This is a genomic window from Pseudomonas sp. PS01297 (assembly GCF_029959305.1).
In the GTDB taxonomy this organism is placed as follows: Bacteria; Pseudomonadota; Gammaproteobacteria; order Pseudomonadales; family Pseudomonadaceae; genus Aquipseudomonas; species Aquipseudomonas helleri.
The window spans coordinates 1-16,083 of record NZ_JASCPQ010000048.1; the positions used below are offsets into that span (position 1 = coordinate 1).

The following is a 16,083-nucleotide window of genomic DNA, read 5'->3' on the forward strand; positions in this document are numbered from 1 at the left end:
GGGCTTGCTCGCGATAGCATCGACCTGGTTTGCCAGTAATAGCGCGTCGCTTGCATCGCGAGCAAGCCCGCTCCCACAAGATCAAAAGCGGTATTTTTGAGGTTTTTATACATGCAGCAACTGATTTTGGGTGGCGCTCGTTCGGGTAAAAGCCGCTTGGCCGAGAAGCTCGCGGCCGACTCTGGCTGCGCTGTCATCTACATCGCCACCAGCCAGCCGCTGGACGGCGAAATGAACAAGCGGGTCCGCCTGCACCGTGAGCGTCGCCCCGCACAGTGGGGCTTGATCGAAGAGCCGATTGAGCTGGCCCGCGTGCTGCGTGAAAACGCCGGTACAGAGACCTGCCTGCTGGTGGATTGCCTGACCTTGTGGCTGACCAATCTGCTGATGCTTGAAGACCCGCAGCGCTTGAGCGCCGAGCGTGATGCGCTGCTGGAGTGCCTGGCTGGATTGCCGGGGCATATTGTATTTGTCAGCAACGAAACCGGAATGGGTGTCGTGCCGCTGGGCGAATTGACTCGCCGTTACGTCGATGAAGCCGGTTGGTTGCATCAAGCCTTGGCCGAACGTTGCCAGCGAGTCGTACTGACCGTGGCGGGCCTGCCCCTGACATTGAAAGGAACTGCGCTATGAATACCCCGTGGTGGCTGAACCCGTGCAAAGCGGTTGATCGTGAGGTGCAAGCGGCCGCGGCCGAACGCCAGCAACAGTTGACCAAACCAGCGGGTTCGCTGGGGCAACTGGAAACCCTGGCCGTTCAATTGGCCGGGTTGCAGGGGCGCTTGAAACCGCGTGTCGATCAGTTGTGGATTGCGATTTTTGCCGGTGATCATGGCGTGGTCGCCGAGGGCGTATCGGCCTACCCGCAGGAAGTGACCGGGCAGATGCTGGCCAACTTTGTCAGCGGTGGCGCGGCAATCAGCGTGCTGGCCCGTCAGTTGGGCGCGCACCTGGACGTCGTCGACCTGGGCACGGTAACGCCGATGCTCAACTTGCCGGGTGTGCGACATTTACAGTTGGGAGCGGGCACTGCCAATTTCGCCGCAGGCCCTGCCATGTCTGATGCTCAAGGCCTGAAAGCCCTGGCGGCCGGTCGTGACAGCGTGGCCCGGGCACAAGAGCAGGGCAGCGAGTTGTTCGTGGGTGGCGAGATGGGCATTGGCAACACGGCTTCGGCCAGTGCCGTGGCCAGTGCGCTGCTGCAATGCCCCGCGTCTGAGCTGACCGGGCCGGGCACCGGGCTGGATGCTGCGGGCGTGAGCCACAAGGCGCGGGTGATTGAGCAAGCGCTGGCGTTTCATGACGGCTACCTGGACGACCCGCTACAAACCTTGTTCCGCTTGGGCGGTTTTGAAATCGCGGCCCTGGCCGGCGCCTATGTGGCGTGCGCGCAAGCCGGGATTGTGGCGTTGGTCGACGGATTTATTTGCACCGTTGCCGCCATGGTTGCCGTGCGCTTGAACCCTGAGTGCCGGGAATGGCTGGTGTTTGGCCATCGCGGTGCTGAACACGGGCATCACCGTGTCCTGCAAAGCTTGCAGGCTGAGCCGTTGCTCGACCTCGGTTTGCGTTTGGGTGAAGGCAGTGGCGCTGCATTGGCGGTGCCGTTGGTGCGTCTGGCCTGTGACCTGCACGGGCAGATGGCAACGTTTGCGGAAGCAGCCGTCGCGGATCGCCCGGCATGAGCGTGACCCTGGACTTGCTGCGCCATGGTGAAACCGAGCTGGGCGGAGGGCTGCGCGGCAGCCTTGATGATGCGCTGACGCCCGTGGGCTGGGAGCAAATGCGCGCAGCCGTTCAAGGCCAAGGCCCGTGGGACCGGATTGTCAGTTCGCCGTTGCAGCGCTGTGCTTTGTTCGCCCAAGAACTGGCCGGGCAACTGGCGCTGCCGGTGACGTTCGACAAAGACCTGCAAGAGCTGCATTTTGGCGAGTGGGAAGGGCAGGGCGCCGCCGCACTGATGCAAACCGATGAGCAGGCACTGGGCCTGTTTTGGGCAAACCCTTACAGTTTCACCCCGCCTCAGGGCGAGCCGGTGCTTGAGTTCTCGCAGCGGGTGCTGGCGGCGGTCACGCGCTTGCAGCAGGCCCACGCGGGGGAGCGGGTGCTGGTGGTGTGCCACGGCGGGGTGATGAAGTTGCTGCTGGCGCAGGCCCGTGGTCTGCCCCGTGAACAGTTGCTGAACATTCAGGTGGTTAATGGTGCGCTGTTCGAGTTGCAGGTCGACGCACACGGCGTTTTGAGCGAGGGGCGCTGAGCATGTTGCCGTTCTGGATTGCCTTGCAGTTTCTGAGCAGCTTGCCGATCCGCTTGCCCGGCATGCCGCAACCCCAGGAGCTGGGGCGTTCGTTGTTGTTCTACCCGCTGGTCGGGCTGTTGTTTGGCGTGCTGTTGTGGGCGCTGAACGGCCTGTTGGCCGGGGCGCCGTTGCTGTTGCATGCGGCGCTGTTGCTGAGCGCCTGGGTGTTGCTCAGTGGTGGCCTGCACCTGGACGGTCTGGCTGACAGCGCGGATGCCTGGCTGGGCGGCTTTGGGGATCGCGAGCGCACCCTGACCATCATGAAAGACCCGCGCAGCGGCCCGATCGCCGTGGTTACGCTAGTACTGGTGTTGTTGCTCAAGTTCTGTGCCTTGCTGGCGTTGATCGAGCAGCAACATACGGCCGTCTTGTTGATCGCCCCACTGATCGGCCGCAGTGCGTTGCTGGCGGTGTTTCTGACCACGCCTTACGTGCGGGCGGGCGGCTTGGGCCAGGCCTTGGCCGATTACTTGCCGCGCAAATCGGGTTGGTGGGTGCTGGGGCTCAGTGCTGTGGCCTGTGTTGTGTTGGCCGGTACTGCCGGGATGTGGGCCTTACTGCTGGCTGCGTTGGGCTTTGTGTGGCTGCGCCGGCTGATGATGCAGCGCTTGGGCGGCACCACGGGCGATACCGCGGGTGCGTTGCTGGAACTGCTGGAAGTACTGGTTTTAGTGGGGTTGGCGCTGGTGGCAGATTGACCCCCGGTGTTGTTTAAATCTTGATTCTCCTTCATTGCGGGTATATACATACAAAATGTTACCAACCCAGTGTTTATGCACCAACCTGCGACGTGCTTCGCGGGGCATCAGCCGACATTACGACGGGGCCCTGGATGGCTTCGGGATCAACGTTGCGCAGTTTTCATTGATGAGCAACCTCAAGCGACTGGACCAGCCGAGTATTTCCAGCCTCGCCGAGGCCATGGGGCTGGATCGCAGTACTTTGGGGCGCAATCTGCGGGTGCTGGAAGGCGCTGGCCTGGTGAAGATGTCTGAAGGTGAGGACCACCGTAATCGGCTGGTCTGCCTGACCGAAGAGGGTGAGAGGCGCTTCAATGCCGCCTGGCCCGCCTGGGAGGCCGCACAACAGCGGTTGGTCGCGCGTTTGGGAGAAGACCGGCGCGAACAGTTGCTGCAGTTATTGGATGAGCTGGCGGGTGTCGATTAGCACCCGTTTTACGAATAAGAATGGGTATATACCCGCATCAGGAGAATAACAATGACATCGGTGTGGCGAACGAGCGGGTGGATACTGCTGGGCAGTGCGTTGATTTTGGCGCTGTCGTTGGGGGTCAGGCACGGCTTTGGTCTGTTCTTGCCGCCCATGAGTGCGCAGTTCGGCTGGGGGCGAGAGGTGTTTGCCTTCGCCATTGCCTTGCAGAACCTGATCTGGGGCCTGGCTCAACCGTTCACCGGTGCGTTGGCCGATCGCTTTGGCGCCGCCAAAGTGGTGATCGTCGGCGGTGTGCTCTATGCCGTCGGGCTGGTGCTGATGGGCATGTCGGACTCGTTGCTGACGCTGTCGTTGAGTGCTGGCCTATTGATTGGTATCGGCCTGTCCGGCACGTCGTTTTCGGTCATTTTGGGTGTGGTCGGCCGTGCTTTGCCGCCCGAGAAACGCAGCATGGGCATGGGGATCGCCAGTGCGGCAGGCTCCTTTGGCCAGTTTGCAATGCTGCCCGGCACGCTGGGGCTGATCGGCTGGGTTGGCTGGTCGTCCGCCTTGCTGGTACTGGGTTTGCTGGTGGCCATGATCGTGCCGTTGGTGAGCATGCTCAAGGACCGCCCAACGCCGAGTCTGGGCGGCGAGCAAACGCTCAAGGAGGCGCTGCGTGAGGCGTGCACTCACTCGGGCTTCTGGCTGCTGGCGTTTGGTTTTTTTGTCTGCGGGTTTCAGGTGGTGTTTATCGGCATCCACTTGCCGGCCTACCTGGTCGATCAGCATTTGCCTGCCACCGTGGGCACTACGGTATTGGCCCTGATTGGCCTGTTTAATATTTTTGGTACTTACACCGCCGGATGGCTGGGCGGGCGTATGTCCAAACCGCGCTTGCTGACCGCGTTGTACCTGGCGCGCGCCGTGGTGATCGTGGTGTTTTTGTGGGCGCCGCTGTCGCAATTCAGCGCTTACCTGTTTGGCATGGCCATGGGCTTTTTGTGGCTCTCGACGGTGCCGCTGACCAACGGCACCGTCGCCACAATGTTTGGCGTGCGTAACTTGTCGATGCTGGGCGGGATTGTCTTTTTGTTCCATCAACTGGGCGCATTTCTGGGCGGTTGGCTGGGCGGCGTGGTCTATGATCAAACCGGCAGTTACGACCTGATCTGGCAAGGCTCGATTGTGCTCAGTCTGTTGGCAGCGGCCTTGAACTGGCCGGTGCGTGAGCGTCCGGTTGCGCGTTTGCAGGCACAAGGGAGCATGGCGTGAGTTCACTGTGGCTTTGGTTGGGTGGCATCAGTGCAGGCTTTTTGCTGCTGGCCCTGAGCTGGTGGGGCTGGCATCAAGGTGGCCTGGCCTTGCTGGAGTTAGGCATGGGCACTTGCTAGTGCCGTGCCGGGGCGAGTAAGTTCTGTGCTTGCACCTCTATAAAGGACACGAACAATGCTAAAGCGCTGGATTGCGATGCCCGTACTGTTGTTGGCGTGCGCGGGTTCTGTCTGGGCGGCTGATTGCCCGTCTTTGCTTGAAGGTTCATTGCCCAAGCTGCGGGCCAAAGAATCGATCGATCTGTGCAAGCAGTTTGCCGGCAAGCCTTTGTTGATTGTGAACACGGCCAGTTTTTGCGGCTTTGCGCCCCAGTTCAAAGGGCTGGAGGACTTGAACCAGCGCTTTAAGGGCCAGGGGCTGGAAGTGCTCGGCGTACCGTCCAATGACTTCAAGCAAGAGGCCAAAGATGGCGAAGAGACGGCCAAGGTCTGCTACGTCAATTACGGTGTGACCTTCACCATGACCGAACCGCAAAAAGTGCGGGGTGACGATGCAACGCACCTGTTCAAGGTATTGGCTGAACAAAGCAGCACGCCCAAGTGGAATTTCTACAAGTACGTGGTGGACCGTAAAGGCAATGTGATTGCCAGCTTCTCGAGCTTGACCAAGCCGGACAACCCGGAGTTGATTGAAGCTATAGAAAAAGCCATCGCCTCAAAGTCCTGATTCCTACACAAAAAAAAGCCCCGCATCTGTAAAGAGAGCGGGGCTTTTTAGTTCAGGCCGCGTGAGCGTCAAGCACTCGCAAGCTTAGAACTTGTACGTTGCACCGACAGCAAAGCCGTTGGCGCTGTTTTCGTACTTGGCGCTGTAGTTGTTGATGCCTTTGGAATCGTTAACTTTGACCGACTCTTCTTTCAGGTAAGAGTAAGCCACGTCGATAACCAGATTCTCGTTGACGGCGTAACCGGCACCCAGGCTAAAGATCGTACGGTCACCCGTTGGGATACGTGGCGAACGGTTTTGGTTGTTGGTAGGCGATTGGTCCCAGGTCAGGCCCGTACGCAGTACCCACTGCTTGTTCAACTGATACGACGTACCGATGGCGTAAGCCCAGGTGTCGTGCCAGTTTTGTTCTTCTTTGATGGTCGTGAATGCTTGAGCGCCACCAGCACCGGAGTTGGCCATGGTCACGCCTTTGTTCTGCACGGTGATGTCTTTCAGGCGGCTCCAGCGGGTCCAGGTGCTACCGGCATAGACCTTCCAGGCATCAGACAGGTCTTGGGTAACGGACAGGTCCCAGGATTCCGGGGTGTCGATCGACAGCGAAGCGTCATAGCGGTTGCTTTGCAGCAACTGAGGTGGAGTGCCTGCGCCTGCTTCAACTTCGGTGTGACCCTTGAGTTTGTAGGTCACTTTGGAGTGGTAGGTCAAACCGACACGGGTGGTGTCTGTGGCCTGCACCAGAACACCGGCGTTCCAGCCCAGCGCGGTGTCGTCACCCTTGATTTTGACTTTGGCTTCGGGTGTGCCCGGAACCAGCGCAAGCTGCGACTCAAGCTTGCCGGAGATGCGGTTGATGGTCGGGCCGAAACCTACCGAAACGCGGTCGTTGAAGGCGTAGCTGACAGTAGGCTGCAGGGTCACGACTTTTACGTCGCTGGTGCTACCGAAGGCGCGGCCCTGGAAGCTTTTTTCGTACTCAGTTGCCAGGCCGAAAGGTGCATAAACACCGAAGCCGATGGCCCACTGATCATTGAGCTTATTGGTGTAGAAGCCCATAGGCACGCCGGTGAAAGGGACCATGTCGCCTTTGTTGGTACCTTTGGCATTACCGTTTGCATTTTTGATATCGGTTGTGGCGTCGATCACGGCGATACCACCAGTGACCTGTTGTCCGCTCAGGCGGGACATACCGGCAGGGTTACCGAAAACGGTACTTGCATCGTCAGCAGAAGATGAGCGACCTGCGAAGCCGGTCCCCATACCGCTAACGCTTTGTTCGTTGAGGGCGAAGCCGCTTGCGAAAATCTGGCTGGAAGCCAAAGTGACAGCGAGGCTAAGTGTGGTCTTGAGCATTACTTTTTTCATTATTAGAACTCCTTTTGATCACCGGACGAAAGCTACCAACATTTTTGTAAGAGCGCTATAGGCTAAATCGCAGAAGATAACGATGTTTTGTAGGACAATCCGACCGTTTTCCGATCATTTACAGGTTTGCAGAGGGTTGAAAAATCTCAAGCTGCTTGGTTGAGAACGGTCATGCAGTCGCGCCCAACATCCTTGAAAGTGTGCAAACGTCCTTTTAGCTCAACTACTTGGCGTTACGGCAGGTCTTGCGGGTGTGCTGTCGGTGTAAAGGTTGGCTGGCTGCAATGCCTGGCAACAAAACTTAAACGTCCAAACTGTATTTTTGTTTGTTCAGGTTAACTTTGATGCAGTCACGTAAAGCTTCAGCTCCCTGGCGCGATCCCCGTGCAGCCTTGGCTTTTTAAAATGGCCGGTGGCACCCAGGCGCTTGGCAGCTGTGGATCGTGAGGGTGCGCCGGCAGCGGATTATGCCGCTTGAGTTGAAGTGTAGTGTCATATTCCGGTTGTAAAGCTCTGTTTTTAAATCGTTTGTAGCTTCTAGGTGTAGACGATATATCCGCAAGTGCTTAAGCGATGCCGGATATTTCTTAAATGACGCCCAACAAAAAGCCCTGCTGTTCGGGCAGGGCTTGTTGGGTAAGCGCTTGCGGGTCTTAGGCGATAAGTGCCTGACGAGTACGCTCGATCACAGCTTGCAGAGGCTCTGCGCTGGAATATTGATCGGGGTACAGGCGTTCGCTGTGACGGGCGATGCCGTGTTCGTTGACCAGGGTGAAGCTGAAGCAGCCTTTGCGAGCGGCCATAATCAGGCAGTTCATTGGAGCAAAAGCGTTGGTTAGGGTGCGAATGGCATCCTGAGTCTGGATTTGAGTATTCATAGTTATTAGGTGTTCCTACAAAAGACACGGATATGATCCGTGCTGCGTTAAAACGTTCCAGTGACGTCGGGCCATTTTGGCGGGACGAAGAACCTGTCTGGAACAAAGCCGCCAGTTGGAGCGCATTAAGTATGTGGCGCTTGGGCTGGCAGGTAGGTACTTAGGAGGGCAGGCAATCACAACAAGAGCTAAGGTTCCGTGCTCCGGGTGAAGATCCTGATCAATTTGCAGGTTGGTTCGGTCAGAGTAAAAAACTTCGCGATACCCTTTGCTTGTTCAAAGGCTGTATCGGCACAAGATTTACCTGGAAACCATCTTGGGGGTCGATCCCGTTTTATCAGCGCGGCCATCTATTTGAGAGGCTGCTGAGGGATTTGTTCGGCCCGAATTGACTTTCAGCTTGGTACTAACGCTGCGGATACTATCGGGTTGAAAATTTAAATGCAAGTGTGCTAGCAAAAAAACATCCTGTCACGGTGTTCGGGGCTTTACGCACAACAGGCCGTATTGAGGCTGTTATTAGCCTGTTTTGGGCAATATTCCACGTAGGCTTGCCTGAGCAGCGAGCGTCACACGGGTGTTGAGTGGGGGTGTTTTCTGCGGGCGAGTCCTACATTTTTTGCCTCTGAATCGCCCTGCGCGCTGCGCGGAATGTGATCTTTTGCACATTTGCAACACAACCAACATATTCGTCTGCGAGGTCGATCACGGCAGCTGTCTAGCCTGTTCCGCAAATTTAAGTCAATGAAAAACATCGTTTTTTTTAATTGGTGAAAAAATCGACAGTTTGACTCTAGGCCCCGTAGGGTGGGGGTTTGCGGGGGGTAAACGAGGGTTGTCCACTGACTTATCCACAGGATCTGTGGATTGTCACGCGCGCTTGCTCTAGATCGCGGGTATAGACTTTTTTCGGCTTTACCCAAGCGAAAAAAGGAGTAGAGTGGCGCGCCTTCTGTTCTGCCCTACAGTGTTTTATGAAGTTTCGCACAGCTACTTCCTCTGCTACTCGCTCCAGCACATCACCTGCAGCCCCTAAACGCTTTTCTTTGCGCATTGCGGTCTGGCTGCTGGACAACCCTCACCTGGGCGCTAAATCCAGCGTCAAACACGTTGCCGGCCATTTGCTCAAGCAGCCTGCCCGCCAAGGTGTGGTGCTGGCGCAAAGCCGTTTGGGGCAATTGATGTGCCGTGATTGTGGAAGCTCCCGGGACCAACGCATTGGTCACGAGCTTTTGCGTCAGGCCGCCCGCGCCGGCGACCGCGTTGCTCAACAGGAATTGAGCAAGATCGAAGACTGAGCTGTCTTCGTGCCCTGAGCTTGGTTAACCTTGCTTTTTTACCTTGCGCGGAGTGGTTATGGCCCTGGACCTGAGCAGTATTTTGCTGGGCTTGGCGTTGGCAGGCGTGCCGTTGTTGGCGTTCGTCTGGCAATTGCAGCGGCGCGCCAGCGGGCATCAAGCCGAGTTGAACCTGCTTGAAGAGCGCCTGAATATGGCCCGGTTGGCTCAGGACGGTCTGAGCGCACAGCTGGACGCCAGCCGCGATGAAATCAGTGACTTGGGGCAGGCCAATACGGCCAAGCAGGCCGATCTGGCGGCACTGCGCCGCGAGGTCGAACTGTTGCAGGTAGAGCGCGACAACGCGCGTGATGCTGCCCACGCCTGGAACCTGGAACGCGCACAGAAAGAAGCCGAGCTGCGTCACCTCGGCGCTCAGGCTGCCGGTCTTAGCGCCGAACTGCGCGAGCAACAAGAAAGCCATCAACAACGTTTGAGCGATCTGCAAGGGTCGCGAGATGAATTGCGCGCGCAGTTTTCGGAACTGGCCGGCAAGATTTTCGATGAGCGCGAACAACGTTTTGCGCAAACCAGCAATGAGCGTCTGGGCCAGTTGCTCGACCCGCTTAAAGAGCGCATCCAGTCTTTCGAAAAGCGCGTTGAAGAAAGCTATCAGCAGGAAGCCCGTGAGCGCTTCTCACTGGGCAAAGAGCTGGAGCGCCTGCAGCAACTCAATCTGCGCTTGAGCGACGAAGCCACCAACCTGACGCGCGCCTTGAAAGGCCAGAAGACCCAGGGCAACTGGGGCGAGCTGATTCTGGAACGGGTGCTTGAGCATGCCGGGCTCGAAAAGGGCCGCGAGTATCAAACCCAGGTCAGCCTCAAAGGGCCGGATGGCGAGCGCTTTCAGCCGGACGTGTTGATCCTGTTGCCGGGCGACAAGCAGGTGGTGGTCGACTCTAAGGTCAGCCTGACGGCGTATCAGCAGTTTGTCGGTGCCGATGACGACGTGATCGGGCAGGCGGCGCTGAAACAGCATGTGCTGTCACTGCGTAATCACGTCAAAGGCCTGGCCGGCAAAGACTACAAGCGTCTGGAAGGGCTGCACAGCCTGGATTTCGTGTTGTTGTTCGTGCCTATCGAAGCGGCTTTTTCAGCGGCGCTGCAAGCCGAACCCAACCTGTTTCAGGAAGCCTTTGACCGCAACATCGTGATCGTCAGCCCGACCACATTGCTCGCCACCTTGCGGGTGATCGACAGCCTGTGGAAGCAGGAACGCCAGAGCCAGAACGCCCGAGAAATCGCTGAGCGGGCCGGTTGGCTGTACGACAAGTTTGTGCTGTTTATCCAGGACCTGGATGAAGTCGGTAATCGTCTTCAGCAGTTGGATAAAGCCTACGCAGCAGCACGTAACAAACTGACCGATGGGCGCGGCAACCTGGTTAGCCGCAGCGAACAGCTCAAATTGCTCGGCGCACGGGCCAGTAAAAGCTTGCCCCCCGAACTGCTGGAGCGGGCCATGACCGACATCAACGGCGTAGCGCATCCGGCTGAGTAAGTTCTTGTAGGGTCGCTGCGCAACCCATCGCAGCCTCATGCTTGGGCAGCGACTACAGGTTCAGGCAAGGTTCGGATCACAACGGCACATGCCGGCTCAGCAATGCTCTCAATACCGCAGGCTTGACCGGTTTGCCCAGATACTCCAGCCCCGCCGCATGCACTTCGGCAATCATTTCCTGGCGTCCGTCGGCGCTGATGACCACGCCCGGCACAGGCTCGCCCAATTGCGCGCGCAGCCAGCCCATCAGCTCGGTGCCGGTTTCGCCGTTGTCCAGGTGGTAGTCGACCAGCACCAGTTGCGGGCGCACGCCGTCGTTGAGCAAGGCCGCGCATTCATCGCGGTTTCTGGCGGTCCACACGCGGCAGCCCCAGCGCGTCAACAGGCTCTGCATGCCGATCAGGATGCTGTCTTCGTTGTCGATACACAGCACTTGTGCACCCGTCACCGACTGGCTTTTTGGCTCGCTGGGCACTGCTTGTGGCGCAGCTTGGGCCTGTGCCAGCGGTACGCTGACGCTGAATACGCTGCCTTTGCCCGGCCATGAGCGCACCTGCAGGGTGTGCCCGAGCACTCGGCACAGGCCGTCAGCAATCGCCAAGCCCAGCCCCAGGCCTTTTTCGGCGCGGGTCTGGTGGCTGTCCAGGCGTTTGAATTCTTCAAAAATCACTTGCAGCTTGTCTTGCGGGATACCGGGCCCGCGATCCCAGACCTCCAGGCACAAATGCTGGCCACGACGACGCACGCCCAGCAATATCGGGCCCTTGGCGTAACGGAAGGCGTTGGTCAGGAAGTTTTGCAGGATGCGCCGCAGCAGCTTTATGTCGCTGCTGACCCGCAAGCGGCTGCCACGTACCCGGAACTTGAGGCCTTGCTCTTGTGCCTGGGCGGTAAATTCGGTGCCCAGGGTATTGAACAGGTCGTTGATTGCAAAAGGCTTGATGTCGGGTGTGAATTTGCCGTTTTCCAGTCGGGAAATATCCAGCAAGTCGCTGATCAAGTCCTCGGCTGAGCGCAGCGAGCTGTCCAGGTGTTGGACCAGTTTCTGCGCTTCCGGGCTTAAGTCTTCCTGGTGCGAAAGGGCGGCCGAGAACAGCCGCGCCGCATTCATGGGTTGCATCAGGTCATGGCTGACAGCGGCCAGAAAACGGGTTTTCGATTGGTTGGCAGCCTCGGCAATGCCTTTGGCTTCGGTCAGCGCCTTGTTCAGTTCCGACAGTTCACGGGTTCGCTCGGCGACGCGCTGTTCCAGGCCTTCGTTGGCCTCGGTGAGCGCCTGTTCGGCCTCACGGAACGCGGTAATGTCGGTAAAACTCATGACGAACCCGCCGCCCGGCATGGGGTTGCCGATAAGCTCGATCACCCGGCCATTGGGGAACAGGCGTTCAGAGGTGTGCGCCCGACCTTGGCGCATCCAGTGCAGGCGGCGCGCCACGTGCACTTCTGCCTCACCGGGGCCGCACAGGCCGCGTTCGGCGTTATGGCGAATAATGTCGGCAATCGGGCGGCCAACGCTGATCAGCCCCTCCGGATAGTCGAACAGTTCCAGGTAACGGCGGTTCCAGGCCACAAGCCGCAGGGACTGGTCGACCACGCTGATGCCCTGGGTGATGTTTTCAATTGCGCCCTGGAGCAAGGCACGGTTGAACTGCAACACTTCTGACGCCTCGTCGGCAATGCGTACGACGTCTTCAAGCTGCATTTCCCGGCCTTCAATGGCGGCTTTAACCACCGCACGGGTGGACGACGCCCCCAGTACACCGGCTAGCAGGCGTTCGGTATGGGCGATCCATTCGCCATCTGCGTTCTGATTGGGGTTGAAGCCTTTGCCCTGGCGGTAGGCGAAGCGGATAAAGCTCTGGCGGGCGCGTTCTTCGCCGACAAAGCGGGCCGCCAGTGTCAGCAGGTCGTTGATTTGCACCGAAAGCATGGAGCGGCCGCTGGGGTGGCTGCTGATTTCCTGGCCGATAAAACGTCCGGCCTGCCAGTGCTCCGACACTCGGGTGCGCGACAGCACCGAGACCCAGGCAAACAGAGTGAAGTTACCGGCCAGCGACAGCACCACGCCCTGTGTCAGCGGGGTGATCGGCAGGCCCAGCGGGTTGCTGTGCAGCCACGCCAGCCCTGGAAAATGGTTCAAATGCCAGCCCATGCTGTGGGCGATCAGCGGCAGCACCAAGGTGTAAAACCAGATAAACGTACCGGTCGCCAATCCTGCAAAAACGCCCCGGCGGTTGGCTTGTTTCCAGTACAGCGCGCCGAGCATTGCGGGCGCCAGTTGAGTGACTGCCGCGAAGGAAATTTGCCCGATGGTGGCCAGGCTGGCCGTGGAACCCAGCAGGCGGTAACTGACATACGCCAGCAGCAGGATGACCACGATCGACACGCGGCGCACCGAAAGCATCCAGTAACGGAACACTTCAAACGGGCGCTCGGCGTTTTTGTGGCGCAACAACCACGGCAACAGCATGTCGTTGGACACCATGGTCGACAGTGCCACGCTGGCCACAATCACCATGCCGGTGGCGGCCGAGGCGCCGCCAATAAAGGCCAGCAACGCCAACGCCGGGTGAGCCTGGGCCAGTGGCAGACTGATCACGAACGAGTCCGGCAGCACCGAGCTGGGCAGCATCATTTGCCCGGCCAGGGCAATCGGCACCACAAACAGCGCCGCTAATATCAGGTAGGCCGGGAACACCCATTTGGCCAGACGCAGGTCTTGCGGCTCGATGTTCTCAACCACGGTGACGTGGAACTGCCGTGGCAGGCAGATGATCGCCATCATGGCGACGCCGGTTTGCACCACCATCGACGGCCAGTTGATGGTTTCTTTCCAGTACTCTTCAAGACGCGGCGCCAGCATGGCCTGGCTGAACAGGTCGTCGAAACCGTCATACAGGCCGAAGGTGACAAACGCGCCAACCGCTAAAAAGGCGAAGAGCTTGACCAGCGATTCGAAGGCAATGGCCAGCACCATGCCCCGGTGGTGCTCGGTGGAGTCGAGGTTGCGGGTACCGAACACGATGGTGAACAGGGCCAGGACCAGCGACACCAGCAACGCCGTGTCCTGGGCGCGGGTGCCGGTGGCGTCGGCGCCGGCACCGATCAGCAGGTTAACGCCGAGCACGATGCCTTTAAGTTGTAGGGCGATGTAAGGCAGCACGCCGACCAGGCAGATCAAGGCCACGACAATCGCCAGTGACTGGGATTTGCCATAGCGGGCGGCAATAAAGTCGGCAATCGAGGTGATGTTCTCTTGTTTGCTGATCATCACCATTTTTTGCAGGACCCAGGGTGCGCAGACCAACAGCAGCACCGGCCCCAGATAAATCGGCAAGAACGCCCAGAGTTGTTCGGCGGCCTGGCCCACGGCGCCAAAGAAGGTCCAACTGGTGCAGTACACCGCCAGCGACAAACTGTAGACCCACGCGCGTACCCGCGGCGGCAGCGGTTTGCTGCGCCGGTCACCATAAAAGGCAATGGCGAACATGATGGCCATATAAGCCAGAGCGACGGCGGCAATCAGCCCGCTGGACAACGACATGGAGACTCCTGAAGGTAGATAGACCCGGGCGATCCGGCCCGCAAGTCTAGTCTCGCACGATGTTTAAACCGCGTCAGGCTCGACCATGGTCTGAGCGCGGCCTGGTGTCGCAGGGCGGCTTATTGGCCAAGTGCCAGGTCGATCTGTTCATTCAGTTGTTCGAGCGTTAATGGCGCTTCTGCAAACAAGATGCGAAATACCACCGGTGCGACGATCACGTTCAGCAGGCGGTCAATGTCCGGCAGTTGGTCGACGTGCCCACGGTGACGTTCGAGGATGATCCGCAATTGAGCGCCGAGGATCTGCACGCAGGTCCCTTTGGTCGGGCTGCTTTGCACGTCACGCATCATGTTGCGCCCCGGTTCGGAGTTCATTTCATCCAGATACTGCTCGGCCCATGCCTGGATATCCCCGCGCAAACTGCCCGTGGCCAGCGGCTCGGTGTCGGGTCGCATGCGCTCCAGGGCAACGTCGGCGAGCAACACGTTCAAGTCGCCCCAGCGCCGATAAATGGTCGACGGGGTGACCCCGGCGAGGGTGGCCACCATGGGCACGGTGACGTTGGCGCGCTCGTGCTCCTTGAGCAGTTGGCGCACCGCCGAATGGATTGATTCCTGCACGCGGGCACTTCGCCCGCCCGTGCGTACTTCCTTAGGTTGGTTCATGCGTAAAACCTTAACACAAAGAATTTGCTTTAAGCCGCAGGCCGTCGCACACTCCGCAAAAGCAAATTTTTAGCTTTAGCGAGGGTGGTATGTCCAACAGCACTGATATCCCGGCTCCAAACCGTTCCAGCATGGTGTTTCTCGGGCTTACCGTCCTGACCTTTCTGGCGGCTTCGGCGGCGCCCACGCCGCTGTACCGTATCTACCAGGAAAACATGCACTTTTCGGCCGCCACCTTGACCCTGATTTTCGGCGTTTATGCCTTGAGCTTGCTGACGGCGCTGCTGACAGTGGGCTCATTGTCGGATTATTTGGGGCGTAAACCAGTCATTTTTTGCGCGTTGATCCTCGACATGCTGGCGATGGGCTTGTTTCTCAGCGCGGACAGCGTGGCCTGGCTGATTGCCGCGCGCTTGTTGCAAGGCTTTGCCACGGGCATGGCAACCAGTGCGCTGGGCGCTGCAATGCTGGACCACGACCGCCAGCAGGGGCCGCTGATCAATAGTATTTCACCCTTGGTGGGCATGGCCTGCGGGGCATTTGGCACCAGCGTGTTGGTGGAGTTTGCGCCGCAACCGTTGCACCTCGCGTACTGGGTATTGCTCGGTTTGCTGGCCGCCCAAGCCGTGTATGTCTGGCGATTGCCCGAGAGCGTCAGCCCGCAACCCGGCGTACTGGGTTCGTTGCGGCCCAGCTTGCACATCCCGTCGCAAGCCCGTGCGGCGATGTGGCAGGTGTTGCCGGTCAACGTTGCCGTGTGGGCGATGGGGGGCTTTTATCTGGCGCTGGTGCCATCACTGATCCGTGCGGCCACGGGCTCAAACTCTTTTCTGGTGGGCGGGGCGATGGTGGCCGTGCTGACCTTGAGTGGCGCCCTGGCTATTTTCAGCATGCGCAATCAATCTGCCACGCGGGTGCTGACGCTGGGCTCCAGTCTGCTGGTGGTGGGCGTCAGCACGATCATGCTGGCCGTTCACAGCGGCAACCTCGGGCTGTTTTTCTTTGGCTCGTTAGTGGCTGGCAGCGGTTTTGGCACCGGCTTTTTAGGCAGCATCCGCAGTGTCGTGCCGTTGGCGCTGCCCCATGAGCGGGCGGGCTTGATGTCGGCTTTTTACATCCTCAGTTATCTGGCGTTCTGCTTGCCGGTATTGCTGGTGGGGAGCCTGACGCGCATTTTTGGTCTGGTCAGAACCGCCGACGGCTTCAGTGTGGTGTTGATTGTGCTGGCGCTGGGGGCACTGTTGAGTGTGTTTTTAAGGCGAGCTGCCAGTACTTGCAAGGCTTGAGTCCGCGCCTTTCGCACATATATAGGTAAAACAGATAACAGTTAGAGAAATTACCCGT

General features: G+C 58.9%; 15 protein-coding genes. 11 read left to right on the forward strand and 4 right to left on the reverse strand.

What is annotated here, in order from left to right:
* Positions 1-111 precede the first annotated feature (111 nt).
* The 8 genes from cobU to QMX84_RS15370 are packed head-to-tail and all read left to right on the forward strand — an operon-like array spanning position 112 to position 5,452.
* The gene (gene cobU, locus QMX84_RS15335) at positions 112-633 is read left to right on the forward strand and encodes a bifunctional adenosylcobinamide kinase/adenosylcobinamide-phosphate guanylyltransferase (protein ID WP_282364187.1); all 522 of its coding nucleotides are present in this window, start codon (positions 112-114) and stop codon (positions 631-633) included.
* Positions 630-1,685 (forward strand): nicotinate-nucleotide--dimethylbenzimidazole phosphoribosyltransferase, encoded by a 1,056-nt coding sequence (gene cobT, locus QMX84_RS15340; protein WP_262124328.1) that lies wholly within the window; start codon positions 630-632, stop codon positions 1,683-1,685. The genes cobU and cobT overlap by 4 nt, the downstream gene beginning before the upstream one ends.
* Entirely contained in the window at positions 1,682-2,257 is a 576-nt protein-coding gene (gene cobC / locus QMX84_RS15345) for an alpha-ribazole phosphatase family protein (protein ID WP_282364188.1), read from the forward strand. Before cobT ends, cobC begins: the two co-directional genes overlap by 4 nt.
* 2 nt (positions 2,258-2,259) lie before the next feature.
* Positions 2,260-2,997 carry an adenosylcobinamide-GDP ribazoletransferase gene (locus tag QMX84_RS15350; protein ID WP_282364189.1) on the forward strand — a complete coding sequence of 246 codons (738 nt, stop codon included), beginning with the start codon at positions 2,260-2,262 and terminating at the stop codon, positions 2,995-2,997.
* Positions 2,998-3,052: 55 nt separating this feature from the next.
* Positions 3,053-3,466: a MarR family winged helix-turn-helix transcriptional regulator gene (locus QMX84_RS15355; protein ID WP_048369773.1), complete on the forward strand. Its 414-nt coding sequence runs from the start codon at positions 3,053-3,055 to the stop codon at positions 3,464-3,466.
* Positions 3,467-3,526: 60 nt separating this feature from the next.
* Complete coding sequence (locus tag QMX84_RS15360; protein WP_282364196.1) at positions 3,527-4,726, forward strand: MFS transporter; 1,200 nt, start codon at positions 3,527-3,529, stop codon at positions 4,724-4,726.
* On the forward strand, positions 4,723-4,845 hold the full coding sequence (locus QMX84_RS15365; protein ID WP_256677239.1) for a hypothetical protein: 123 nt from the start codon (positions 4,723-4,725) through the stop codon (positions 4,843-4,845). The genes QMX84_RS15360 and QMX84_RS15365 overlap by 4 nt, the downstream gene beginning before the upstream one ends.
* A 55-nt stretch (positions 4,846-4,900) precedes the next feature.
* A complete protein-coding gene (locus QMX84_RS15370) occupies positions 4,901-5,452 on the forward strand; it encodes a glutathione peroxidase (protein ID WP_262124325.1) in 552 nt (183 codons plus the stop codon).
* Positions 5,453-5,536: 84 nt separating this feature from the next.
* On the opposite strand, the gene QMX84_RS15375 is transcribed toward QMX84_RS15370, so the two are convergent.
* Positions 5,537-6,817 carry an OmpP1/FadL family transporter gene (locus QMX84_RS15375; protein ID WP_262124324.1) on the reverse strand — a complete coding sequence of 427 codons (1,281 nt, stop codon included), beginning with the start codon at positions 6,815-6,817 and terminating at the stop codon, positions 5,537-5,539.
* Positions 6,818-7,470: 653 nt separating this feature from the next.
* On the reverse strand, positions 7,471-7,695 hold the full coding sequence (locus tag QMX84_RS15380) for a hypothetical protein (RefSeq protein ID WP_055101665.1): 225 nt from the start codon (positions 7,693-7,695) through the stop codon (positions 7,471-7,473).
* A gap of 974 nt (positions 7,696-8,669) precedes the next feature.
* On the opposite strand from QMX84_RS15380, the gene QMX84_RS15385 reads away from it, so the two are divergent.
* Both QMX84_RS15385 and rmuC read left to right on the forward strand, forming a co-directional pair.
* Positions 8,670-8,993: a hypothetical protein gene (locus tag QMX84_RS15385; RefSeq protein ID WP_048369784.1), complete on the forward strand. Its 324-nt coding sequence runs from the start codon at positions 8,670-8,672 to the stop codon at positions 8,991-8,993.
* Positions 8,994-9,165: 172 nt separating this feature from the next.
* Complete coding sequence (gene rmuC / locus QMX84_RS15390; RefSeq protein WP_282364197.1) at positions 9,166-10,530, forward strand: DNA recombination protein RmuC; 1,365 nt, start codon at positions 9,166-9,168, stop codon at positions 10,528-10,530.
* Between the two features lie 76 nt (positions 10,531-10,606).
* Here the strand turns inward: rmuC and QMX84_RS15395 are convergent, their stop codons facing one another.
* On the reverse strand, positions 10,607-14,074 hold the full coding sequence (locus tag QMX84_RS15395) for a PAS domain-containing hybrid sensor histidine kinase/response regulator (protein WP_153327678.1): 3,468 nt from the start codon (positions 14,072-14,074) through the stop codon (positions 10,607-10,609).
* 119 nt (positions 14,075-14,193) lie between these two features.
* On the reverse strand, positions 14,194-14,739 hold the full coding sequence (locus tag QMX84_RS15400) for a TetR/AcrR family transcriptional regulator (protein WP_048386812.1): 546 nt from the start codon (positions 14,737-14,739) through the stop codon (positions 14,194-14,196).
* A gap of 89 nt (positions 14,740-14,828) precedes the next feature.
* On the opposite strand from QMX84_RS15400, the gene QMX84_RS15405 reads away from it, so the two are divergent.
* On the forward strand, positions 14,829-16,025 hold the full coding sequence (locus QMX84_RS15405; protein ID WP_262124319.1) for an MFS transporter: 1,197 nt from the start codon (positions 14,829-14,831) through the stop codon (positions 16,023-16,025).
* The last annotated feature ends 58 nt before the right edge of the window (positions 16,026-16,083 follow it).